Origin of the sequence: Streptomyces sp. NBC_00299 (assembly GCF_036173045.1) — a bacterium.
In the GTDB taxonomy this organism is placed as follows: Bacteria; Actinomycetota; Actinomycetes; order Streptomycetales; family Streptomycetaceae; genus Streptomyces; species Streptomyces machairae.
Genome location: NZ_CP108039.1, coordinates 1,726,541 through 1,749,133 on the forward strand (window position 1 = coordinate 1,726,541; position 22,593 = coordinate 1,749,133).

Consider the following 22,593-nt stretch of genomic DNA (forward strand, 5'->3'; position numbering starts at 1 on the left):
CATAAGTGGACCTGCACTTCGGCGACAGCAAACCGACGGACGACGAACGGGCCGCCGTCGACGCCCTGCTCGGCCCACCGGAGTCCTCCTGGGAGGGCGCCGACCGCTCCGACGCGGACCTGAGGTGGGCCAAGGGCGGCCGGGAGGCCCGGGACCGCCGCGAACTGCTGTTGCCGGGGCTGCACGCCATCAACGACCGGATCGGCTGGATCAGCGACGGTGCCCTCGACTACCTGTGCCGGCGGCTGACCGTGCCGCCGGCGGAGGCGTACGGCGTCGCCACCTTCTACGCCATGTTCTCGGTCAAGCCGCGCCCCGCCACCGTGCTCCACGTCTGCACGGACCTCGCGTGCGCGGCCGCCGGGGCGAGCGAGCTGTGCGCCGGGATCGAGGCGCGTCTCGGCCCCGGCAGCGGGGTGAGCGTGGAGCGCAGCCCGTGTCTGGGCCTGTGCGAACGGGCTCCGGCGGCGCTCGCGATCAAGGCCGGGGACCCGGTGCGTACGGCGGTATCGGCGCCGGCGACCGTGCACGACGCCGTCGTCGCCGCGAGCGCTCCGGACTCGGCGCCCGAGGAGCCGCCGGCGGCGCCGGCGGTTCCCCAGGCGGGCGGCGACGAGCTGATCCTGCTGCGCCGCGTCGGAGTCGTGGATCCGTCGTCGCTGGACGACTACCGCGCCCACGGCGGCTACACCGCCCTGCGCCGGGCCTTCGAGCTGGGCCCCGCCGGAGTCATCCGCGAGGTCACCGACTCCGGCCTGGTCGGGCGTGGCGGCGCCGCCTTCCCCACTGGCCGCAAATGGCAGGCCACGGCGTCGCAGCCCGACCATCCCCACTACGTCGTCTGCAACGCCGACGAATCCGAACCGGGCACCTTCAAGGACCGCGTGCTGATGGAGGGCGACCCGTACGCGCTGGTCGAGGCCATGACGATCGCGGCGTACGCCACCGGCGCGCACCAGGGATACCTGTACCTGCGCGGCGAGTACCCACGGGCCCTGCACCGCCTGGAACACGCCCTCGCGCAGGCACGCGCGCGGGGACTGCTCGGGGACGACATCCTCGGCCAGGGGTACGCCTTCGACATCGAGATCCGCCGGGGGGCGGGGGCCTACATCTGCGGCGAGGAGACCGCCCTGTTCAACTCGATCGAGGGCTACCGCGGCGAGCCGCGCTCGAAGCCGCCGTTCCCGGTGGAGAAGGGCCTGTTCGGCAAGCCGACGGTCGAGAACAACGTGGAGACGCTGGTCAACGTCCTGCCGATCCTGACCATGGGCGCACCGGCGTACGCGGCGATCGGGACGGGGAAGTCCACCGGCCCGAAGCTGTTCTGCGTGTCGGGGAGTGTCGCGCGGCCGGGCCTCTACGAGCTCCCCTTCGGCGCGACGCTCGGTGAGCTGCTGGAGCTGGCCGGGGCGCGGGACGGGCTGCGGGCGGTGCTGCTGGGCGGGGCGGCGGGCGGCTTCGTACGGGCCGACGAGCTGGACATCCCGCTGACCTTCGAGGGCACGCGGGAGGCGGGCACGACGCTCGGTTCGGGTGTGGTCATGGCCTTCGACGACACGGTCCCGCTGCCGCGGCTGCTGCTGCGGATCGCCGAGTTCTTCCGCGACGAGTCGTGCGGGCAGTGCGTGCCGTGCCGGGTCGGGACCGTTCGGCAGGAGGAGGCGCTGCACCGGATCGTGGAGCGCACGGGTGCGGCGGCCGCCGATGACATCGCCCTGCTCAGGGAGGTCGGCCGCGCGATGCGGGACGCCTCGATCTGCGGTCTGGGGCAGACCGCGTGGAACGCCGTGGAATCCGCCATCGACCGTCTGGGGGCGTACGAATGACCGCGATACCGCTGGGGATCCCGCGCCGGCTGCTGGAGTTCACGATCGACGGGGAGGCGGTGCGCGCTCCCGAGGGTTCGACGATCCTCGACGCCTGCCGGGCCGCCGGAAAGGACGTGCCGACCCTCTGCCAGGGCGACACGCTCACGCCCAAGAACGCCTGCCGGGTGTGCGTCGTCGAGGTGGAGGGCTCCCGCACCCTGGTCCCGGCCTGCTCCCGCAGGGCCGAGCCCGGCATGGAGGTGCGGACCGACACGGAACGGGCCCGCCACAGCCGTAAGGTCGTCCTCGAACTCCTCGCGTCCTCGGTCGACTTGTCGACGACTCCACAAGTCGCTGAATGGATCAAGGAGTACGAGGCGAAGCCGGACCGCTTCGGCCCGGACGCGGCCCGCCTGGGCGAGGAACCCAGGGTCGACAACGATCTGTACGTGCGTGACTACGACAAGTGCATCCTCTGCTACAAGTGCGTGGACGCGTGCGGCGACCAGTGGCAGAACACCTTCGCGATCTCCGTCGCCGGCCGCGGCTTCGACGCCCGGATCGCGGTCGAGCACGACGCCCCGCTGACCGACTCGGCGTGCGTGTACTGCGGGAACTGCATCGAGGTGTGCCCGACGGGGGCCCTGTCCTTCAAGTCGGAGTTCGACATGCGGGCGGCCGGTACGTGGGACGAGTCGGCGCAGACGGAGACGACCACCGTGTGCGCGTACTGCGGAGTGGGCTGCAACCTCACTCTCCACGTGCAGGACAATGAAATCGTGAAGGTCACCTCACCGCACGACAACCCGGTGACCCACGGCAACCTCTGCATCAAGGGCCGCTTCGGCTACCAGCACGTACAGAACCGGGGCTGAGACACGACATGGGACGAGTCACGGAACGACGCAAGGTGATCCGCATCCGGGACGGGGCCGTCTCCACGCGCCCGGACACCCTCGTCGCCGAGGAACCGCTGGAGATCAGACTGAACGGCAAGCCGCTCGCGATCACCATGCGCACCCCGGGCGACGACTTCGCGCTGGCGGCAGGTTTCCTGGTCAGCGAGGGCGTCCTCGCCGAGCAGGACGATCTGCAGAACATCGTGTACTGCGCGGGCGCCACGGTGGACGGCTCCAACACGTACAACGTGGTGGACGTGAGGACCGCGCCGGGTGTGAAGATCCCGGACATCACGCTGGAGCGGAACGTCTACACGACCTCGTCCTGCGGCCTGTGCGGCAAGGCGAGCCTCGACGCGGTCCGCACGACGGCCCGCTGGCCGATAGCCGACACTCCCCCGGTCCGGGTCGAACCCGAGCTGCTCGCGAGCCTCCCCGACCGGCTCCGCGCGGCCCAGCGGGTCTTCGACCGGACCGGGGGCCTGCACGCGGCGGCCCTGTTCTCGGAGGACGGCGAGCTGCTGGACATCCGCGAGGACGTGGGCCGGCACAACGCGGTCGACAAGCTGGTCGGGCGAGCCCTGCAGAACGGGGACCTGCCGCTGTCCCGGACGGTCCTGCTGGTCTCCGGGCGGGCCAGTTTCGAGCTGGCGCAGAAGGCAGTGATGGCGGGGATCCCGGTGCTCGCGGCGGTCTCGGCGCCCTCGTCGCTCGCGGTGGACCTGGCCGCGGAGACGGGCCTGACGCTGGTGGGCTTCCTGCGGGGCAGCTCCATGAACGTGTACGCGGGCGAACACCGGCTGGCCCTGCGGACCGCGGCCGCCCAGGCCTGACAGGTTCCCCGCGACACGGCGGCGGGGCCCCGACCGGCGGGGAGCGCCCCCTGCGCCGTACAGGGGCCCCGTCTCAGCCCGACCTCGCGCACGGCACTCGCTCAGCTTTGTGTGCCGGAGATCCGGATCAACAGGTCCATGAACCGGTCGCGTTCGGCACGTGACAGCGGGGCGAGGAGCGCGTCATTGGCCTCGCGGGCCGCCTTCTCACAACGCTCCAGCAGGCGCGCACCCGTGTCGGTGAGGGACACCGCGTTCTTGCGGCGGTCGTTCGGGTCCGGCTCGCGCAGGACGAGACCGGCGGATTGCAGGTCGGCTGGCTGCTCGGCCGAGCGGCGGCCCGGGGGCGTTCCCTGGTGGCCGAGGCGCTCGCGGCCGAGGGGATGAAGATGTGGCACCACGTGGTGCTCTCGGACCGGGCCCCGGCGAGCTGCTCGTCCGCTGCGAGGCCGTCGGCGTCACACTGCCCGTGGTCCGCAAGGTCACCGAGGCGGCCGGGCCCGTCCCACTGGGCGGCGAGGTCGCCGGCGAGATCGCGGCCGTGGGTGCCGGGGCCGGCCGCTTCCGCACCGGCGACCGCGTGACCGGCCTGTGCTTCGGACACGGTTACGCCGACTACGCGGTCCTGCGCGAGGACATGGCCTCCCCCATTCCCGACACCGCCACCGCCGTCGACGCGGTCGCCCTCGTCCGCAGCGGCCTGGTGGCGCTCGGCGCGCTGGAGGCCGCCCGGCCGCAGCGAGGGGAGGCGGCACTGATCACCGCGGCGGCGAGCGGGGTCGGACACCTGGCCGTGCAGCTGGCGCGGGTGCGGGGCGCGGGACGGGTCGTGGGCGCCGTCTCCGATCCGGCGAAGGCGGACTTCGTGCGCTCCCTCGGCGCCGACGAGGTGGTCACGTACCGGGACGAGGACTGGGGGGACCCCGTCGACTACGTCCTCGATGCCGTCGGCGGCGACCTGCTGAGCCCCGCCCTCGCGGCACTCACGCCGGGCGGGCGACTCGTGGCCTACAGTTCGGGCGGCGGGACAATTCAGGCATACGACCTTCTTGTAGGCGCCAAGTCCGTCGTCGGATTCCAGATGGCCCGGATCGCCCGGGGCGAGCCGGAGTTGTACGAGCGGTGGCGACGGGAGCTGTGGGAGCTGTTCGAGGAAGGCGCCGTCAAGCCCGCCGTGCACGGGGAGTTCACTCTGGAGGAGGCCCTCGAGGCCCATGTGGCGGTCGAGACGCGGGCCAACCGAGGGAAAGTAGTACTCCTTACGGGAGTGACACGTGCACGGTTCTTGTGATGTGTGCGATAGCCCAACTAACGTCTGTGATTGCGCACTTTGGACGTGGGATGTCCGAATGTTCGGATGCCTGGACGCATGACCAGACGATGAAGGGGCGGGCCGCACCATGCCTTCAAGAGTTCGCGCACGTCTCAGAGCTGCCCTGGTCGCGGCCGTCGCCACCCTGGCGACGGCCGCGACCTTAAGTCCGGCCGAGTCCCAACCGGCCACCAAGACACCGTCGTTCGAGCAACAGGTCCTCTTCAAGGCGTCCCAGGATCCCGGGTACGCCTGCTTCCGCATTCCGGCGATCGTGAAGTCCAAGGACGGCACCCTGCTGGCGTTCGCCGAGGGGCGGGTGCTCAACTGCGGCGACGCCGCGGACATCGACATCGTGCTCAAGCGGTCGACGGACGGCGGCCGCACCTGGGGGCCGCTCCAGGTCGTCACCAAGGGCGGCGGCGACACGCACGGCAACCCGGCACCGATCGTGGACCGCGAGACCGGCCGCATCCTGCTGGCGGAAACGTACAACACGGGCCGCACGGACAGCGGCAGCTGCACCGTGCCGTGTGATCGCACCCCTCATCTGCAGTACAGCGACGACGACGGTGCGACCTGGTCCGCGCCGCGCGATCTGAGCGACCAGATACTGCCGGAGGAGTGGAACTCCTGGTACGCCACCGGCCCCGTGCACGGCATCCAGCTCACCAAGGGCACACACGCCGGCCGGCTCGTCTTCGGCGTCAACACCGAGACCTGGGACGGCAGTCGGGTCAGCGCCAACCACGCCGCGCTCATCGTCAGCGACGACGGCGGCAACACCTGGAAGGTCGGCGCCACCGACTCCTGGCCCATCTCCGCCGATGGCACCTTCCGCCAGAAGCCGTCCGAGGTGACCCTCACCGAGCGCACGGACGGCACGATCCTGATCAGCGGCAGGGAACAGGACGGCACCGATCTCGGCCATCGCAGCCAGACATACAGCAAGGACGGCGGCTCCACCTTCACCGGCCCGTTCCGCGACCTTCCGGACCTCTACACGCCCCAGGTCCAGGGCGCCACGCTCCAACTGGGCAACCGGATGCTGCTGTCCGCCCCCGGCGACCCCGACCGCCGGCGGACCATGATGGTCAGGTCCTCCTACGACGGCGGCGCCACCTGGGACAGCGCGGACCGCGGCAAGGTCGTCACCAAGGACTGGTCGGGCTACTCCGACATGGTGGACGTCAACGCGTCCACGGTGGGCCTGATGTACGAGGGCGGCGCCGTCGACGCGCGCGACGAGATCCGCTTCGCCCGCTTCAACGAGGACTGGCTGGGACCGCGGCGCGGCGCCGATCCGACCACCTTGGACCTCGCCCCGAGCGCACCCCGCGCGACGGTGCTCGGCGGCCCCGAGGTGACGGACGGCGTGCTGGGCAACGCCTTCGAGTTCGACGGCGACAACGACGCCGTACGGCTGCCGTACCGGTCCAGGCTCCCGCTCGGCACCGGTGAGTTCACGGTCTCGCTGTTCTTCCGCTATTCCGCGGCCTCCGGCGAGCAGCCGTTCCTGTGGATGGGCGGGATCGGCAGCACCCAGCCCCAGATCTGGCTGCGCGGCGAGCCGGACAGCGACCGGGTGCGGGGCCTGATCACCACCCGGGAGGGCTTCGGGACGGTGCGCACGGCGTCCGTGTGGGCCGGGGACGCCCACAACGACGGTGAGTGGCACCATCTCGCGCTGCGGCGCGGCGGGGGCCGGCTGACGCTGTTCGTCGACGGCAGGGCCATCAGCACCACGGACGTGGCCGGTTCGGTCAGCCGTAACTCGCCGTTCGGTGTGCATGTCGGGCAGCGCATGGACAGCAGGGCGTTCCTGTCCGGCGCGATCGACGACGTCCACGTGTGGAACCGGGCGCTCGGTGACTCGGAGCTCACGGCTGCGGCACGTGCCCGCACGAGCGGTAAGTCTTCGGCCACCTCCGACACCGTCCTGTGGCTGCCCATGGACCAAGTGCGCTGAGGCCACTAACGTCCCGGGCGTGCCCGACGACGCACGAGCACGGCAGCGCATGGGAACCGGCCTGGGAGTGCTACTGGCCCTGGTTCTCGCGGCCGTGCTGCTCACCGCCCTCCCGGACGACGGCGAACGGGAGGGCGGTGGCGCGTGTGCACCGCACTCGGTCGCGGCCTGGTCGGCCGACGACAGACTCACCGGCGAGTTCTCCCGGTACGGCGACAACCCGTCCCGCACCGACGACTGGACCGGCGGCGACGGTACGCACTCGGTGCGGCTGCCGGACGGTCGCGTGCTGTGGCTGTTCTCGGACACCTACCTCGGCCAGGTGTACTCGCCGCCCAACCCGTTCGGCGAGTCCCACACCTGGCGGGAGGCGACCGCTCCCCTGGTGCGGAACTCGGCGGTCGTCATGCGCGACGGACGCCTGGAGAGCACGCTGGCCACGCCGCTCTTCCCCGACCCCGCCCCGAACCAGTGGCGCTGGCCGGTCGCGGCCCGCGTCGAGCCCCGCTCCCCCGGCTCGTCGGAGCAGGTGCTGCGGGTGCTGCTGTGGGTGCGCACGGCCGGGCAGCCGCCCTGGATCTTCGGTGTGCCCACCGCCACCGAGGTCGCCACGCTCACGCTGCCCGACCTGCGGGTCGAGTCGGTGGTGAAGGTTCTCGACCAGCAGCTGGTGCCGGATCCCTCCCGGCGTGTGCTGTTCGGGACGACGCTGGTCGAGGAGGACGGCTGGACGTACGTCTTCGGCGGCGACGACGGTCAGGCCGCGTCCCGGCCGGCCTCGCAGGCGTACGTGGCGCGCGTGCCCGAGGGCAGGCTCGGCGAGCCGGGTGCCTGGCAGTACTGGAACGGCTCCGAGTGGGCCGGGGCGGGTGCCCGGCCGCGTGCGGTGCTCGGGGACGGGCAGCGCACGGGGGTGGGGAGCGCCTTCTCGGTGGTGCGGGTGCGGGGGACGTACGTCCTGTTCACGATGGCCGCGGGCACGAAGGGGCTGACGACCGTCACGTCGTACTGGGCGTGCTCCCCCGCCGGCCCTTGGCACGGGCCGACGAAGGAATTCAGCCCGGCGCTGCCGCAGGGCGGCCAGGTCGCCGCCTACAACCCGCAGACCCACCCCGAGTTGAGCGACGACGGACGCCTCGTCCTGAGTTACGACGTCAACTGGCTGGAGACGGGCAGCGCTGCGGCGCAGCTCAACCGGAACGTGTCCCTGTACCGACCGCGGTTCGTGACTCTGCGGCTGGCACAGACGCGGTGACCGGGCCGGGTGCGGCGCCCTCGGCTTCGCGGGCCTCGGCGTCGTGGGCGCGGCGCTTGGCGATGACCGCGCACACCATCAGCTGCATCTGGTGGAACAGCATCAGGGGCAGCACCGCCAGCGACGCGTGCGCGCCGAACAGGACGCTCGCCATGGGCAGCCCGGCGGCGAGGGACTTCTTCGAACCGGCGAACTGGATCGCGATGCGGTCCTCGCGGTCGAAGCGCAGCGCCTTGGCGCCGTACCAGGTCAGCAGCAGCATCACGGCCAGCAGCACCGCCTCGACGGCGAGCAGCCCGCCCAGCCGGATCGCGCTCACCTGGTGCCAGATGCCCTGGACCATGCCCGCGCTGAACGCGGTGTAGACGACCAGCAGGATCGAGCCCCGGTCGACGAGCCCGAGGACCTTCTTGTGCCGGGTGACGAAGCCGCCGATCCAGCGGCGCAGCAACTGCCCGGCGACGAACGGCACCAGCAGCTGCAGCACGATCTTGACCACCGAGTCGGCGGAGAAGCCGCGCCCGCTGCCGCCGAGCACGGCCGCCGCGAGCAGTGGGGTGACGACGATGCCCACCAGCGAGGAGAAGGAGCCCGCGCAGATCGCGGCGGGCACGTTGCCACGGGCCATCGAGGTGAAGGCGATCGACGACTGGATGGTCGACGGGACGAGGGTGAGGAAGAGCAGCCCCTGGTAGAGGGGGTGCGTCAGCAGCACCGGGACGAGCCCGCGCGCCGCCAGCCCCAGCAGCGGGAAGACGACGAAGGTGCAGGCCAGGACGGTGACATGGAGTCGCCAGTGCTTCAGGCCGTCCATCGCCTCACGGGTGGACAGCCGGGCGCCGTAGAGGAAGAAGAGGAAGGCGATCGCGGCCGTGGAGGCACCGGACGCCACATCGGAGGCCGTCCCGCGCGCCGGGAAGAGGGCCGCGAGGCCCACGGTCCCGAGCAGCAGCAGGATGTACGGGTCTATCGGCATCCAACGCGGCCATTGCAGGCGTTTCACTGTGCTCCACTACTTCGCTGTCGTACTGGCTGTCGCTTCGCTGAACTTCGGGTTCCCGGCACGGACGTGCCCTCCCCATCGTCCTCCGACGATCAGCGATCGGGAATCCGGCATACCACTCTGACTGTCATCACGTTCCGCGATAACCGCGCTAGGCTCGGCGCATGTACGACCCGTCCCATCTGCGCACGTTCCTCGCGGTGGCGCAGACCCTGAGCTTCACTCAGGCCGCCCGCCGCCTCGGCCTGCGCCAGTCGACCGTCAGCCAGCACGTACGCCGCCTGGAGGACGTCACGGGGCGGCCGCTGTTCACCCGGGACACGCACTCCGTGGAGCTGACCGAGGACGGCGAGGCGATGCTCGGCTTCGCCCGCCGGATCCTGGAGGTGCACGAGCAGGCGACGGCGTTCTTCACGGGCACCCGGCTGCGCGGCCGGCTCCGCTTCGGCGCGTCCGAGGACTTCGTGCTGACCCGCCTCCCTGAGATCCTGGAGAGCTTCCGGTACGACCATCCCGAGGTCGACCTGGAGCTGACGGTCGAGCTCTCCGGCACCCTGCACGAGCAGTTGGAGGCCGGAAAGCTGGACCTGGTGCTCGCCAAGCGGCGCCCCGAGGACCGACGGGGCGACCTGGTGTGGCACGACCGGCTGGTGTGGATCGGCGCGGAACGGCTGCGCCTGGAGCCGGACCGTCCGGTGCCGCTGATCGTCTATCCGCCCCCGGGCATCACCAGGTCGCTCGCGCTGGAGGCGCTGGAACGGCAGGGGCGTGACTGGCGGATCGTGTGCACGAGCGGCAGCCTCAACGGACTGATCGCGGCGGCACGGGCCGGGCTCGGCGTGATGGCGCACTCCCGTGGCCTGATTCCGCCGGGCCTGGTGCGGGTGCCCGAACGATCGGGGCTGCCGGAACTGGGGCGGGTCGACTTCGTGCTGGTGCACGGCCGACGCCGGACGGCGGCTCAGGGGGCCGCGGATGCGTTGGCGGGAGCGATCCTGGCGGGCGGGGACCGGTTGCACCGCCGTTAGGGCGAGGGGCGCTTCAGCGCGGCGGGCGCTGATACGTCAGCTGCTTCACACGCCGCAGAAACACCGACGACTCCACGTGCTGCACGCCTTCCAGCCGCCCGAGTGGCCCGCTCGGATACGCGTACAGGTCTGCCGTGTTCCGCACCACCGCCGTCGCCACGATGCTGCACGGCCCCGCCGTCGCCGCGGCGTGGGCGATCTCGTCGTGGGTGGCGAGGGCCTCGCCCACCGCGGTCAGGGCGGCCGGGGTGGTGGTGATCCACAGGACGGCGCCGACCGGATGGCCGATGGTCTCGGAGTTGTACTCCACGTCGACGTACACCGCGGCCCACACCCTCGCGGGCGGCGGCGCCGGTGCGCTGCGGGACGCGTTCGGGGAGGGCGTCCTGCGCGCCGCATTCGCCGACGGGCTGGACTCGGTGACGGTGGTGGCGGGCTCGACGGCCGCCGTGGCCGGAGTGCTGGTCCTCGCGCTGGTCAGGAGGCCGACCGCGACCAAGGCCGGGGTGACACCTCCGGCCACTCGCACGCTGACAGAGGAGGCGGCGGAGGAGACGGCGGCAGGGACGGCGGAGGAGACGGCGGCTCGCAGGGGATGACATGATCAACAGGGCCCGTACCGGGTAATCGGGTCGTACAGATTCGGTGGAGATTACGGGCCCGAAACTTACTCAACCGTCAGTTTTCTGTCCGACCCTTCCCTATGTGAGCGCATTTTCCGGCCCTGACCAGTGCATACCCGAGCAGCCGTCGATTTCCGGCCCCCTCCCGTCCGAAACGCGGGTGGGGTAGCTTTCACGGCGCTGCGCGGAGCGTCAGCCGAGGCCATTCGGAGCGGGGAGCGGGGTTTGCGCGAGTTCACCAACCCTCCGTTGGCGTTGGCACCGCCGGTGGGCGGCTTGGCCGACGTCGTCTTCCAGCATGCCCAGGAGGACCCGCTCCATGTCGCCCTCGGCCGCAAGGACGACCACGGGAACTGGCGGGACGTCACCGCCGCCGAGTTCCGGGACGAGGTGCTCGCCCTCGCCAAGGGCCTTCTCGCCCGCGGCATCCGGTTCGGCGACCGGGTCGCGATCATGTCCCGTACCCGGTACGAGTGGACACTCTTCGACTTCGCCCTCTGGGCGATCGGCGCCCAGGTGGTGCCGATCTACCCGACCTCCTCGGCCGAGCAGTGCTTCTGGACGCTGTACGACGCCGAGGTGTCGGCGGCGGTCGTGGAGCACGAGGACCACGCGATGACGATCGCCACGGTCATCGACCGGCTGCCGCGGCTGCATCAGCTGTGGCAGCTGGACTCGGGCGCCGTGCAGGAGCTGTACGACGCCGGCGCCCACCTCGACGACGAGGTGGTCCACCGCCACCGGCAGGCGGTCACGCCGGACTCGGTCGCCACGATCATCTACACCTCGGGCACGACCGGCCGCCCCAAGGGCTGTGTCATCTCGCACGGCAACTTCATGTACGAGACGGACACGGTCATCGAGCGCTGGGAGCCGGTGTTCCACTCCAAGAAGGGCGACGAGGCGGCGACCTTGCTGTTCCTGCCGCTCGCGCACGTCTTCGGGCGGATGGTGCAGGTCGCCGCGATCCGCGGCAAGGTCCGCTTCGGCCACCAGCCGCAGATGAACGCGGCCGCGCTGCTGCCGGACCTCGCCGCGTTCAAGCCGACGTTCTTCCTCGCGGTGCCGTACATCTTCGAGAAGGTCTTCAACGCCTCCCGCCGCAAGGCCGAGAAGGAAGGGAAGTCCGGCCCCTTCGAGAAGGCTGTCGAGGTCGCCGTGAAGTACGCGGACGCCGTGGAGGCCAAGGCGTGGGGCATCGGCCCCGGCCCGTCGGCCGGTCTGCGCATGCAGCACCAGCTCTTCGACAAGCTCGTCTACTCCAAGATGCGGGCCGCGATGGGCGGCCGGATCAAGCAGGCGATGACCGGCGGCTCGGCGATGGACCGACGGCTCGGCCTGTTCTTCGCGGGCGCCGGCGTCCACGTCTACGAGGGGTACGGCCTCACCGAGTCCACGGCGGCCGCGACCGCCAACCCGCCCTATCGCACCCGCTACGGCACCGTCGGGCAGCCCATCCCGGGCACGACCGTGCACATCGCGGACGACGGCGAGGTCTGGCTGCACGGCGGCAACGTCTTCCAGGGCTACCTCAACAACCAGAAGGCCACCGACGAGGCCCTGCACGACGGCTGGCTGGCCACCGGTGACCTGGGGTCCCTCGACGAGGACGGCTACCTCACCATCACCGGCCGCAAGAAGGAGATCCTGGTCACGTCCGGCGGCAAGAGTGTCTCGCCGGGCGTGCTGGAGGAGCGTGTCCGCGACCATCCGCTGGTCTCCCAGTGCATCGTCGTCGGCAACGACCGCCCGTACATCGCGGCCCTGATCACCCTCGACCAGGAGGCCGTCGAGCACTGGCTGATGATGCGCGACAAACCCCAGATGACCCCGGCCCAGCTGGTCCGCGACGCCGACCTGGAGACCGAGGTGCGGCGCGCGGTCGTCGCCGCCAACACCCTTGTCTCGCAGGCCGAGTCGATCCGTACGTTCCGTATCCTCGCGCAGCCGTTCACCGAGGAGCACGGACTGCTCACGCCGTCGCTGAAGTTGAAGCGCAAGGCGATCGAGAACGCCTACGCGGGAGAGGTCGACGCGCTGTACCAGGCGTGAGTCCCGCCTTTTTCTCCGGTCCGGAATGCATGGGCGCCCGTGATCGTTGACGATGGTGAGTACCACCTGACGACAACCGTAAGGATCAAGAGCTCGTGAGCAGCAAGGTCCCCCCGATCATCCTCAACAACGGCGTCGAGATGCCCCAGCTGGGCTTCGGCGTCTGGCAGGTGCCGGACGACGAGGCCGAGCAGGCGGTCGCGACGGCACTTGAGGCCGGGTACCGCAGCATCGACACAGCGGCGATCTACGGCAACGAGGAGGGCACCGGCAAGGCCATCGCCGGCTCCGGCCTCCCCCGCGAGGACATCTTCGTCACCACCAAGCTCTGGAACGGCGACCAGGGTTATGACGCCACGCTGCGCGCCTTCGACGTGTCGCTGGAGAAGCTCGGCCTGGACCACGTCGACCTGTACCTCATCCACTGGCCGCTGCCGGCCCGGGGCACCTACGTCGACACCTACAAGGCGTTCGAGAAGCTCCACGCCGACGGCCGCGTCCGCGCGATCGGTGTCTCCAACTTCCTTCCGGAGCACCTTCAGCGCCTGATCGACGAGACGTCGGTCGTCCCCGCGGTCAACCAGATCGAGCTGCACCCGCATCTGCAGCAGCACGCCTCCCGTCAGTTCCACGCCGAGCAGGGCATCGCCACCGAGGCCTGGTCGCCGCTCGGCCAGGGCAAGGGTCTGCTGGAGGTTCCGGCGATCGTCGCCATCGCGCGGAAGCACGACCGCACCCCGGCGCAGGTCGTGCTGCGCTGGCACCTCCAGCTGGGCAACGTCGTGATCCCGAAGTCCGTGACACCATCGCGGATCAAGGAGAACATCGAGGTCTTCGACTTCAGCCTGGACGACGAGGACCTCGCGGCGATCAGCGCGCTGAACGAGGACCGGCGCATCGGCCCGGACCCGGCGACGTTCGACGCCTGACGCCCGTTTCTGTACGGCACTCCGCCCGCCGCTCGCTGTATGAGCGGCGGGCGGACGCGTATGCCTCGCTCCGGTCACCGATCTCGGTCAGTAACGTCACTCACCGCGAACGTCACTCACCGCGCACGTCGGTGTGGACGACCTCGAACTCCTCCAGCCCGATCACGGACACATGCGCCTTGGCCGCGCCCTCGTGCCTGGCCCCCGCCTGACCCGCACGGGAGGCCGCCAGGGACGTCTGGTCGACGAAGACCGCTGCGGCCATTCCTCGCCCGCGCTCCCGGTCGACCATCAGGGACGCCCTGGCGAGCCCGGGGAGCGTCTCCAGCCTGGGCACCACCGTCGACCGGAACGTGTCGGCGAGCAGGTCCGTGTCCATCGGGTCGAACTCCAGCCTGGTGAGCCGCAGTCCGCCGCCCGCCTGTGGCTGCCGGACCTGATGGAAGACCAGCGCCTCGTAGTTGTCGACCGCCACGGTCCCCGCGAACGGCTCCAGCATCGCCGACCGGCGCTCGCGCAACACCTCGTCGCTGTTGCGCCGGGCCCGCTCCGACTCCCACCAGCTCGCGGCGAGCAGCTTCCCGAGGACCCGGTCCACGAAGACACTCGCTCCCCGGTATCCCGGACGGTCCTCCAGCAGGTCGCGCCCCTGGGTGTTCATCGCCCTGATGGCCATGTCGATCTTCGCGGGATCACCGGTCGTGTAGACGGCGCGTACGAACATGACACCTCCCGGAGATCCGGGCATATACGGACTTTTATCTACATCCAGTCTTCTACTGGGGGCATGGCGTCGCAATCAGCCATCAGCCATCAGCCATCACCCATCAGCCAGGACTTTTCCGACGAAGGGCCACCCCCACAGTGCGCACCCGAAGACTGCTCCTCGCCGCGGCCGCCGGAGCCGCGCTGCTCGCCACCGCGGCGCTCCCCGCCGGCGCCCGGCCGGCGGAACCCGAAGAAGCCGGCGTGAGCGCGGCCGACCTGCTCGCGAAGGTGACGTCCTGCTCACAGATCTCGAAGAGCAAATACCGCACCGACCAGACGGCCTCGGCCACCGTGCCCGTCTGCGGCACGAAGCGTGCCGTGTTCTGGACGGCCGACATGGACATCGACTGCGACGGCCGGCGCACCGACAACTGCAACGAGACCACCGACCCCTGGTTCCTCCCGGACACGGCGTTCCACCAGTCCGACGGCAAGCCCCTGCGGTCCGACACCCTGCCGTACGTCGTCGTGCCCAGCCCCAGCGCCACCTGGGACTACCGCACCGCCGGCATCAAGGGCGGCAGCGTGGCAGCGGTCATCCACGACGACCAGGTGCTGTACGCCGTGGTGGGCGACACCGGCCCGCAGCAGATCATCGGCGAGGCCTCCTACTCCGCCGCCGAGGCCCTCGGCATCGACCCCGACCCGGCGGCCGGCGGGGCCGCCTCCGGCGTGACGTACATCCTCTTCAAGAACTCCCAGGTCTCACCCATCGAGAGCCCCGGTGTGGCGGCCTCGCTGGGCGAGAAGCTGGCGAAGGAGTTCGTCGGGGGCGGCTGATACCCGGTGACCGAGCCGAGCGTCAGGTCAGTTGGGCTGTCCGAGCGGCCGTACGACGACGGTGTTGACGTCCACGCCGTCGGGCTGCCGGACGGCCCACACCACCGAGTCGGCGATCTGGTCGGCGGTCAGCAGATGCCCGGGCGGCAGACTGCCGTAGGCGTCCCAGAAAGGCGTCTCCACCCGGCCCGGCGCGATGTGGGTCACGCCGATGCCCCAGTCGGTGACCTGCCGCCGGGTGTTCTCGGCGAGCCCGGTCACCGCCCACTTCGTCGCCCCGTAGATGTTCCCCGGCCCGGGCACGAACCCGGCGACGCTGCCGATGAGGACGATCCGGCCGCGGGTCTCCTTGAGGGCGTCGACGGCGGCGCGGATCAGCAGGGCCGGGCCGAGGACGTTGGTCAGCACCATCTCGGTCCAGCCCGCCGGGTCCCCCTCGGCGACTGAGTCGTGGGTCGCGAAACCGGCGTTGGCGACGACGGTGTCCAGTCGGCCGAACGCCTTGAGCGTGGCCTCGACGGCCGTCCGCACGTCGCCGTAGTCGGCCGCGTTCCCGACGACCGTCAGCAGACCCTCCGGATTCCCGAGCCCCTCCGCGAAGTCACGAAGCCGCGCCTCACCCCTGCCGGTGACGGTGACCCGGTGTCCGGCCTCCAGCAGCTGCCGTGCGACCGCGGCTCCGATGCCGCTGCCACCGCCGGTGATGAGCGCGACGGGTGAGTCGGTCATGGTGATCCCCCTGTGTGTCGTTCCGTGTGACGTTCTGTGTGCAGTTTGGACGCAGAGGAGTCCATCACTTGGAGAGCTCTCGAAGTCAAGGCACCGAGGAGGGGCACGAGTGGCAGGCACTGGCCGTTGTCACTTCGTCCGTACGGCCGTGTACACGGTCTGTGCCGCCAGCAGGAACAGATCCGGCCGGTGATGCACGCTCGCCTTGTCGTCCGGGTCGAGGAGCCGGTCGAGGGTTGCGCGGTCGTCGGCTTCGAGGTGGTCGCCGATGCCGTCGCGGGTGCGGGTCAGGGTGGCGGCGACGTAGGCGCGGGCGCGGTCCGTGGTCGGGGCGGGCAGGTCGAGGAGGAAGGTGCGGGTGCCGCTGGGCCTGAGGCCGGCCGCGGTGAGCAGGGCGGGCCAGTCCTCGGTCTCCACGACGGTGCCGGGCAGGTCCGCGCGCATCGCAGCGAACCACTCCTCCTCCAGCGCGTCGAGGCGCGCCTGCAGCCCGGGCCGCCCGAAGCCGACGTCGCGCGGCAGGTACCGGGCCGACAGACCACCCTCCTGCAGCGCCAGCGTGCCGCCTACGGCGAGGCGGGCGGCGAACGCGGCGAGGGCGGCCCGCTGGTCGCCGAGGTGATGCAGGGTGCGGCCGACCCACAGCAGATCGGCGGGATAGTCCAAGTCGTCGAGCACGTCCGGGAGTTCACCGGCGAGGGTGCCGAAGCGGTCGGCGACACCGAGCCTCTCGGCCCGCGCACCGGCCCGCGCCAGGAGCGGCTCGGAAGCGTCGACGGCGACGACCCGGGCACCGGGGAATTCGTCGGCGAGCAGACAGGCGATGACGCCGGGGCCGCTGCCCGCGTCGACGATCAGCCCCGGTTCGGTCTGCCGCTTGGCCAGCCAGGCCATGGTGTGCTCGTAGAGGGGCGTGAAGAGCTCCGCCTGCGCCTCCAGCTCCGGGCCCATCTCGGCCCAGTCGACGTCGGTGTGGTCGTGGTGGTGGTGACCGGCGTGCCGGTCCGAGTCGTGGTTGTGCGCCATGCTCGTCAGCCTCTCCTTCGGATGAGGCCAGCGTGCGCCGACGCACCGCCGCGGGGCCACTATCGTTGCCGGAACGGCAACAACCAGGAGCAAGGATTTGCGATCCGCCGGGGGTGGACCAGGAGAACGGTCCACCCCCGGCGGACTACGACGCCCTGTAGGGACCCGGGGCTGTACCTATATGCGGCTCCGCTGCGCGGGCGCGACCAGCCACGGACAACCCGCGGCCGAAGTCACCAGCGAACCGTCACAACGCCGGATAGGCGTTCTGCATCAGCTGCTGGAACTGCGCCGAGAACCAGTGCCCCGACAGCGGAGCGTCGGGCAGGGCGCCGGACGGGTTGTTGCCGTTGCGCGGGTTGCCCGTGTAGGTCGGGTCGCACATCCGGTCGAACCCCTTGCCCTCGTCGTTCGGGATCTCCCGGCTGGCGCCGTCGGACTCACCCGGCGGCTTGATCCATACGTACGCGTCGATCCCGGCCGCCGGATTGGCCTGCGGGCGCTCGCCGAGGCCGGCGCCGGACTGGTTGCACCAGTTGCCGACGTGGATCCGGCGGTCGTAGCGGCCGCCGTTGACGTAGGTGTCGACGTCGGTCGTCGCGCCCGGACCGGCGGGCCGTGCGCTGCCGCCCCAGCCGTTCCTCGACGTGTCGATCAGCATGCCGATGCCCGAGTTGAACCCGGTCGTGACCAACTGGTTGCGGAAGCCCTGCGCGAAGGACAGCTCGTCGACGTAGCGGTTCCAGTCGACCCACTTGGACTCGCGGACGGACTTGCCGCCGACGGAGTCGTTGATGGTGAAGTTGTTCTCCTTCAGGGCGCTGTAGTTGGCCGTGTTGGCGATGAAGCCGTGCACGTCGTTGACGGTGGCGCCCTCCGAGGTGGCCGCCTCCTTCATCACGGCGGCGCTGGCGGCGAAGTTGTCGTCCCAGCCGATCCAGCCGTGGTGCCCGGCATCGATGTAGTTGTAGACGTTGGGCGCGTCACCGAGCTTGCCCAGGGCGTAGCCGACGCCTTTCTGGTAGTTCCCGTTGGCCTTCATCACATCGCACTGCGGGGTGGCCGTGGGCCGGCTGCCGGTGTTGGTGACCAGGTTGGGCAGCGAGTCGATCTCGATGGTCGTCACGATCCGCAGCGAGGCGTACTTCGGGTCGGCGAGGATCGCGGCGATCGGGTCGATGTACTCGGTCTTGTACCGGCCGAGCTCCGTCGGGCCGAGCTCACCGTTGGAGGCGAGGGCCGCACAGTCCCGTCCGGGCAGGTTGTAGATCACCAACTGGACGACGAGTTCGCCGGAGCCCTTCTGGGTCAGGGCCTCGTCGAGGTGGTCGCGCAGTCCCATGCCGCCGTTGACGCCGTTGATGGCGGCGATGCGGTCGAGCCAGACGCCGGTCGGCTGGTTCGCGATCCGGCTGCCGCCCGGCTCGGCGGCGGCCTTCGCGGACCACTCCGGGTTCACGTACACCTTGGCGCCGGAGTACGGATTGTCGGCCTTCGGGCCGGTCGGGCCCGGATCGGTCGGGTCGGTGGGATCCGTGGGGCCCGAGCCGTCGTCGACGTTGCAGGTCACGCCGTCGAGGGTGAACGTGGCCGGGACGGCGTTGGTGCCGCTGTAGGAGCCCTGGAAGCCGAAGCTGACCGAACCGCCCGTCGACAGGGTCCCGTTGTAGGTCTCATTGGTGGCGGTCACCGCGGCGCCGCTCTGGCTGATCCTGGCGTTCCAGCCGCTGGTGACCTTCTGGTTACCGGCGTACGACCACTTCACCGACCAATTCGACTTGGCGGCGCCCTGGTTGGTGACCGTCACGGCGGCGGTGAAGCCGGTGTCCCACTGGTTCTGCACCTTGTAGTCGACGGTGCAGGGGACGGCGGCCGTGCCGATTCCGCCGGGGTCCGCGGCGAGCGCGGTCCCCGAGGCCCCGGCGACCAGTGCCAGGGCGGCGAGCATCGCAGTTCTGGTACGAGTCATGAGTGCGGGTTCCTTCTTGGTTGCGGGTGCTGACGGTCCGTCCGTGCAGGGCGCGCAAGAGGCAAGGAGGAGGTGCCGATTGACGGCTGAAAGTACTGAACGCGGGGGGTGTCGCATGAGCGACTCCTCACAGCTCCGGCGCGTCGTGACGGACGCGTCGACTGATGGAAGCGCTCCCACTGGTGTCCATGAAGCTAGCGCCAAGTGTCGCCAATGGACAGGGGAGTTGCTGACTTTTACTCACGGAACGCGTCGAATCTTTTTCGACTCTTCAAGACCCTTGACCCCTTGCACCCCCATCCTCACTATGGGAGCGCTCCCACTGGTTCAAGCCTTGACTTCTCCGAGCCGCAAGGAGGAACCAGCACGTGCATCCCCCACACAGACGCAGAGTCGTACGACGGTTCTGGACGGCCGTCGTGGCGGCCCTGGCGCTTCCCCTGACCATGCTGAGCACGGGGTCGACTCCCGCTCGGGCGGCGGCACTTCAGTGCAGTGTCGACTACCGGACCAATGACTGGGGCTCCGGCTTCACCGCGGACCTGACGATCACCAACCGCGGCACGGACGTCATCGACGGCTGGACCCTGACGTACGGCTATGCGGGCAACCAGAAGCTCGGCAACGGCTGGAACGGCACCTGGTCGCAGTCCGGCCAGTCGGTCACCGTGAAGAACGCCGGCCACAACGGGCGCATCGCCGCCGGAGCCGCGGTCACCACCGGCGCGCAGTTCGCCTACAGCGGCACCAACACCGCCCCCACGAACTTCGCGATCAACGGCACGAGCTGCACCGGCGCCCACCAGCCCCCCATCACCGTGCTGACCAGCCCGACGGCGGGCGCCGTCTACGCGCAGGGCGACGCCGTCCCGCTGGCGGCCACCGCCGCTGCCGCGGACGGCGCGACGATCAGCAAGGTCGAGTTCTACGACAACACGACACTGCTGGGCACGGACACGACGGCGCCCTACTCGCTCTCGGTCTCCAGCTTGACCGTGGGCAGTCATTCGCTCCTCGCGAAGGGGTACGACAGCCTGGGCGCGTCCGCGGACTCCACGCCGGTCGGCATCACGGTCGCCTCGGGTCCCGCAGTGGTGGCCTCACGGACCCAACTCCCCGTCCAGCAGGGCAGGACGGCCTCGTACGACATCAAGCTGTCGACCCGACCGTCGGCCGACGTGACGGTCACCACCGCCCGCACCGGCGGCAATTCGGGTCTGTCGGTGACCGGTGGCGCCTCGCTCACCTTCACGCCCTCGAACTGGAACACCGCACAGCAGGTGACCATCACCGCCGACAGCTCCGGTACCGGCGCGGCGACTTTCGAGTCGACGGCCAACGGCCATGCGAAGGCGTCGGTCACGGTGACCCAGATCGCGGCGGCGAAGGCGTACGACGCCCGCTTCCTGGAGCTGTACGGCAAGATCACCAACCCGGCGAGCGGCTACTTCTCCCCCGAGGGCATCCCCTACCACTCGGTCGAGACGCTGATCGTCGAGGCGCCGGACCACGGCCACGAGACCACGTCCGAGGCCTACAGCTACCTTCTATGGCTGCAGGCGATGTACGGCAAGGTCACGGGCGACTGGTCCAAGTTCAACGGCGCCTGGGAAATCATGGAGAAGTACATGATCCCGACCCACGCCGACCAGCCGACCAACTCCTTCTACAACGCCTCGAAACCGGCGACCTACGCGCCCGAGCACGACACCCCGGACGAGTACCCGGCGAAGCTCGACGCGTCGGTCTCGGTCGGTTCGGATCCGATCGCCGGGGAGCTGAAGAGCGCGTACGGCACGGACGACGTGTACGGCATGCACTGGCTGCAGGACGTCGACAACACCTACGGCTACGGCAACTCGCCGGGCAAGTGCGAGGCGGGGCCGGGCGACACGGGGCCGTCGTACATCAACACCTTCCAGCGCGGTGCGCAGGAGTCGGTGTGGGAGACGGTGCCGCAGCCGACCTGTGATCAGTTCAAGTACGGCGGCAGGAACGGGTACGTGGACCTCTTCACCGGTGACGCGTCGTATGCGAAGCAGTGGAAGTTCACCAACGCCCCGGACGCCGACGCCCGTGCGGTGCAGGCCGCCTACTGGGCCGACAAGTGGGCCGACGAGCAGGGCAAGGGCGGTGACATCTCCGCGACCGTGGCGAAGGCCGCGAAGATGGGCGACTACCTGCGCTACGCGATGTACGACAAGTACTTCAAGAAGGTGGGCAACTGCGTGGGGCCCGCCGCCTGTCCCGCCGGCACCGGCAAGGACGCCTCGCACTATCTGCTCTCCTGGTACTACGCCTGGGGCGGCGCCACCGACACCTCGGCGGGCTGGGCCTGGCGCATCGGCTCCAGCCATGCCCACGGCGGCTACCAGAACCCGATGGCCGCGTATGCGCTCAGCGCGTATGCCGATCTGTTGCCCAAGTCGGCGACGGGGCAGGCGGACTGGGCCAAGTCCCTCGAGCGGCAGGTCGAGTTCTACCGCTGGCTGCAGTCCAGCGAGGGCGCGATCGCGGGCGGGGCGACCAACAGCTGGGCGGGCCGCTACGCGACCCCGCCGAGCGGCAAGCCGACCTTCTACGGCATGTACTACGACCAGCAGCCTGTCTACCACGACCCGCCGTCCAACCAGTGGTTCGGCTTCCAGGCGTGGTCGATGGAGCGGGTCGCCGAGTACTACCAGCAGACGGGGAACGCCGCCGCCAAGACGGTCCTCGACAAGTGGGTCGACTGGGCGCTCTCCCACACCACCGTCAACCCGGACGGCACCTTCAGGTTCCCGTCCACGCTCCAGTGGTCGGGCCAACCCGACACCTGGAACGCGTCAAGTCCCGGCGCCAACACCGGACTTCACGTCACCGTCGCCGACTACACCAACGACGTCGGCGTTGCGGCCGCGTACGCCAAGACCCTGACGTACTACGCCGACCGCTCCGGTGACACGCAGGCCGCGGCCACGGCCAAGGCGCTGCTCGACGGCATGTGGGACAACCACCAGGACGACCTCGGCATCGCCGTCCCGGAGACCCGCGCCGACTACAACCGCTTCGACGACGCGGTCCACGTCCCGAGCGGGTGGAGCGGCACGATGCCGAACGGGGACGCGATCAACTCGTCGTCGACCTTCGATTCGATCCGGTCGTTCTACGAGGACGATCCGGCCTGGTCGAAGATCGAGGCGTATCTCGCGGGCGGGGCGGCGCCGTCGTTCACCTATCACCGGTTCTGGGCTCAGGCGGACATTGCCTTGGCCATGGGCTCGTATGCGGAGCTGCTCGAGTAGCGGTTCGCAGAGCGACTGGGGGGCGCGGGAGTACGGCGACTGCCGACTGGTTGCGGCTGGTCGCGCTGTTCCCCGCGCCCCTTGGGACGCCCGCGTCACCCTCTTCGAAGGCGAACGGGCGGGGGGCCGCAACGGTCCTCAGACGACGTCGAATTCGTTGCCCTCGGGGTCCTGCATGGCGGCGGCGTAGAGCCCCATGTCCGGCTCATCCTTGATCCGCAGCACGGTGGCACCAGCTTTGACCAGCCGCTCCGCCGCAGCCTTGACCCGCTGGGTGCGGACATCCAAGGGGACGTCACAGCTTCCACTTCCGCGACAGGCCT

18 protein-coding genes and 3 pseudogenes are annotated in these 22,593 nt (G+C 70.2%); 13 read left to right on the forward strand and 8 right to left on the reverse strand.

Annotation, left to right across the window (positions count from 1 at the left end; translation table 11 throughout):
• The first annotated feature begins 5 nt into the window (after positions 1-5).
• From OHT51_RS07490 to fdhD, 3 genes are read left to right on the forward strand one after another with little or no spacing between them, the layout of a single operon-like run.
• Positions 6-1,829 (forward strand): NAD(P)H-dependent oxidoreductase subunit E, encoded by a 1,824-nt coding sequence (locus OHT51_RS07490; protein ID WP_328878109.1) that lies wholly within the window; start codon positions 6-8, stop codon positions 1,827-1,829.
• Entirely contained in the window at positions 1,826-2,686 is an 861-nt protein-coding gene (locus tag OHT51_RS07495; RefSeq protein ID WP_328878110.1) for a 2Fe-2S iron-sulfur cluster-binding protein, read from the forward strand. The genes OHT51_RS07490 and OHT51_RS07495 overlap by 4 nt, the downstream gene beginning before the upstream one ends.
• A gap of 8 nt (positions 2,687-2,694) precedes the next feature.
• Positions 2,695-3,543, forward strand: a complete 849-nt coding sequence (fdhD, locus tag OHT51_RS07500; RefSeq protein ID WP_328878111.1) for a formate dehydrogenase accessory sulfurtransferase FdhD — start codon at positions 2,695-2,697, stop codon at positions 3,541-3,543.
• A gap of 101 nt (positions 3,544-3,644) precedes the next feature.
• Here fdhD and OHT51_RS07505 read toward each other — a convergent pair.
• Positions 3,645-3,860: pseudogene (locus OHT51_RS07505) on the reverse strand (MarR family winged helix-turn-helix transcriptional regulator); the annotation flags it as partial.
• On the opposite strand from OHT51_RS07505, the pseudogene OHT51_RS43315 reads away from it, so the two are divergent.
• From OHT51_RS43315 to OHT51_RS07520, 4 genes and pseudogenes are all read left to right on the forward strand, one after another.
• Positions 3,849-3,992 (forward strand): annotated as a pseudogene (locus tag OHT51_RS43315) (MarR family transcriptional regulator); the annotation flags it as partial. The pseudogenes OHT51_RS07505 and OHT51_RS43315 sit on opposite strands and share 12 nt — an antisense overlap.
• On the forward strand, positions 3,935-4,834 hold the full coding sequence (locus OHT51_RS07510; protein ID WP_328878112.1) for a quinone oxidoreductase family protein: 900 nt from the start codon (positions 3,935-3,937) through the stop codon (positions 4,832-4,834). The pseudogene OHT51_RS43315 and the gene OHT51_RS07510, both read left to right, overlap by 58 nt.
• A gap of 109 nt (positions 4,835-4,943) precedes the next feature.
• Entirely contained in the window at positions 4,944-6,824 is a 1,881-nt protein-coding gene (locus OHT51_RS07515) for an exo-alpha-sialidase (RefSeq protein ID WP_328878113.1), read from the forward strand.
• 19 nt (positions 6,825-6,843) lie between these two features.
• Entirely contained in the window at positions 6,844-8,079 is a 1,236-nt protein-coding gene (locus OHT51_RS07520; protein ID WP_328878114.1) for a DUF4185 domain-containing protein, read from the forward strand.
• Here OHT51_RS07520 and OHT51_RS07525 read toward each other — a convergent pair.
• Positions 8,015-9,055 (reverse strand): bile acid:sodium symporter family protein, encoded by a 1,041-nt coding sequence (locus OHT51_RS07525; RefSeq protein ID WP_328878115.1) that lies wholly within the window; start codon positions 9,053-9,055, stop codon positions 8,015-8,017. The two genes, OHT51_RS07520 and OHT51_RS07525, sit on opposite strands and share 65 nt — an antisense overlap.
• Before the next feature lie 191 nt (positions 9,056-9,246).
• Between OHT51_RS07525 and OHT51_RS07530 the strand changes: the two genes are divergently transcribed.
• Complete coding sequence (locus tag OHT51_RS07530) at positions 9,247-10,110, forward strand: LysR substrate-binding domain-containing protein (RefSeq protein WP_328878116.1); 864 nt, start codon at positions 9,247-9,249, stop codon at positions 10,108-10,110.
• A 13-nt stretch (positions 10,111-10,123) separates the two neighbouring features.
• On the opposite strand, the gene OHT51_RS07535 is transcribed toward OHT51_RS07530, so the two are convergent.
• Entirely contained in the window at positions 10,124-10,432 is a 309-nt protein-coding gene (locus OHT51_RS07535) for an Lrp/AsnC family transcriptional regulator (RefSeq protein ID WP_443052425.1), read from the reverse strand.
• On the opposite strand from OHT51_RS07535, the gene OHT51_RS07540 reads away from it, so the two are divergent.
• The 3 genes from OHT51_RS07540 (at position 10,410) to OHT51_RS07550 (ending at position 13,714) form a co-directional block, all read left to right on the forward strand.
• Positions 10,410-10,709 carry a hypothetical protein gene (locus OHT51_RS07540; protein ID WP_328878117.1) on the forward strand — a complete coding sequence of 100 codons (300 nt, stop codon included), beginning with the start codon at positions 10,410-10,412 and terminating at the stop codon, positions 10,707-10,709. The genes OHT51_RS07535 and OHT51_RS07540 overlap by 23 nt on opposite strands.
• Before the next feature lie 249 nt (positions 10,710-10,958).
• Positions 10,959-12,785, forward strand: coding sequence for an AMP-dependent synthetase/ligase (locus OHT51_RS07545; RefSeq protein ID WP_328878118.1), 1,827 nt, complete (start codon positions 10,959-10,961; stop codon positions 12,783-12,785).
• A gap of 95 nt (positions 12,786-12,880) precedes the next feature.
• The gene (locus OHT51_RS07550) at positions 12,881-13,714 is read left to right on the forward strand and encodes an aldo/keto reductase (protein WP_328878119.1); all 834 of its coding nucleotides are present in this window, start codon (positions 12,881-12,883) and stop codon (positions 13,712-13,714) included.
• Positions 13,715-13,826: 112 nt separating this feature from the next.
• On the opposite strand, the gene OHT51_RS07555 is transcribed toward OHT51_RS07550, so the two are convergent.
• A complete protein-coding gene (locus OHT51_RS07555; RefSeq protein ID WP_328878120.1) occupies positions 13,827-14,438 on the reverse strand; it encodes a hypothetical protein in 612 nt (203 codons plus the stop codon).
• A gap of 140 nt (positions 14,439-14,578) precedes the next feature.
• Between OHT51_RS07555 and OHT51_RS07560 the strand changes: the two genes are divergently transcribed.
• Positions 14,579-15,262 carry a glycoside hydrolase family 75 protein gene (locus OHT51_RS07560; RefSeq protein WP_328878121.1) on the forward strand — a complete coding sequence of 228 codons (684 nt, stop codon included), beginning with the start codon at positions 14,579-14,581 and terminating at the stop codon, positions 15,260-15,262.
• A 27-nt stretch (positions 15,263-15,289) separates the two neighbouring features.
• Here OHT51_RS07560 and OHT51_RS07565 read toward each other — a convergent pair whose 3' ends face one another.
• The 3 genes from OHT51_RS07565 to OHT51_RS07575 all read right to left on the reverse strand — a co-directional run bounded on the left by OHT51_RS07565 (position 15,290) and on the right by OHT51_RS07575 (position 18,986).
• A complete protein-coding gene (locus tag OHT51_RS07565; RefSeq protein ID WP_328878122.1) occupies positions 15,290-15,991 on the reverse strand; it encodes an SDR family oxidoreductase in 702 nt (233 codons plus the stop codon).
• Between the two features lie 129 nt (positions 15,992-16,120).
• Entirely contained in the window at positions 16,121-17,017 is an 897-nt protein-coding gene (locus OHT51_RS07570; protein WP_328878123.1) for a class I SAM-dependent methyltransferase, read from the reverse strand.
• A 247-nt stretch (positions 17,018-17,264) separates the two neighbouring features.
• The gene (locus tag OHT51_RS07575; protein ID WP_328878124.1) at positions 17,265-18,986 is read right to left on the reverse strand and encodes a glycoside hydrolase family 6 protein; all 1,722 of its coding nucleotides are present in this window, start codon (positions 18,984-18,986) and stop codon (positions 17,265-17,267) included.
• A gap of 368 nt (positions 18,987-19,354) precedes the next feature.
• Between OHT51_RS07575 and OHT51_RS07580 the strand changes: the two genes are divergently transcribed.
• Positions 19,355-22,270, forward strand: coding sequence for a glycoside hydrolase family 48 protein (locus tag OHT51_RS07580; RefSeq protein ID WP_328878125.1), 2,916 nt, complete (start codon positions 19,355-19,357; stop codon positions 22,268-22,270).
• A 138-nt stretch (positions 22,271-22,408) separates the two neighbouring features.
• On the opposite strand, the pseudogene OHT51_RS07585 reads toward OHT51_RS07580, so the two are convergent.
• Positions 22,409-22,576 (reverse strand): annotated as a pseudogene (locus tag OHT51_RS07585) (VOC family protein); the annotation flags it as partial.
• Between the last annotated feature and the right edge of the window lie 17 nt (positions 22,577-22,593).

Bases quoted from the DNA above. Each gene is read 5' to 3' on its own strand.
- OHT51_RS07495 (WP_328878110.1), top strand. From the start codon at position 1,826: ATGACCGCGATACCGCTGGGGATCCCGCGCCGGCTGCTGGAGTTCACG.
- OHT51_RS07530 (WP_328878116.1), top strand. From the start codon at position 9,247: ATGTACGACCCGTCCCATCTGCGCACGTTCCTCGCGGTGGCGCAGACC.
- OHT51_RS07555 (WP_328878120.1), bottom strand. From the start codon at position 14,438: ATGTTCGTACGCGCCGTCTACACGACCGGTGATCCCGCGAAGATCGAC.
- OHT51_RS07565 (WP_328878122.1), bottom strand. From the start codon at position 15,991: ATGACCGACTCACCCGTCGCGCTCATCACCGGCGGTGGCAGCGGCATC.
- fdhD (WP_328878111.1), top strand. From the start codon at position 2,695: ATGGGACGAGTCACGGAACGACGCAAGGTGATCCGCATCCGGGACGGG.
- OHT51_RS07525 (WP_328878115.1), bottom strand. From the start codon at position 9,055: ATGCCGATAGACCCGTACATCCTGCTGCTGCTCGGGACCGTGGGCCTC.
- OHT51_RS07570 (WP_328878123.1), bottom strand. From the start codon at position 17,017: ATGGCGCACAACCACGACTCGGACCGGCACGCCGGTCACCACCACCAC.
- OHT51_RS07515 (WP_328878113.1), top strand. From the start codon at position 4,944: ATGCCTTCAAGAGTTCGCGCACGTCTCAGAGCTGCCCTGGTCGCGGCC.
- OHT51_RS07575 (WP_328878124.1), bottom strand. From the start codon at position 18,986: ATGACTCGTACCAGAACTGCGATGCTCGCCGCCCTGGCACTGGTCGCC.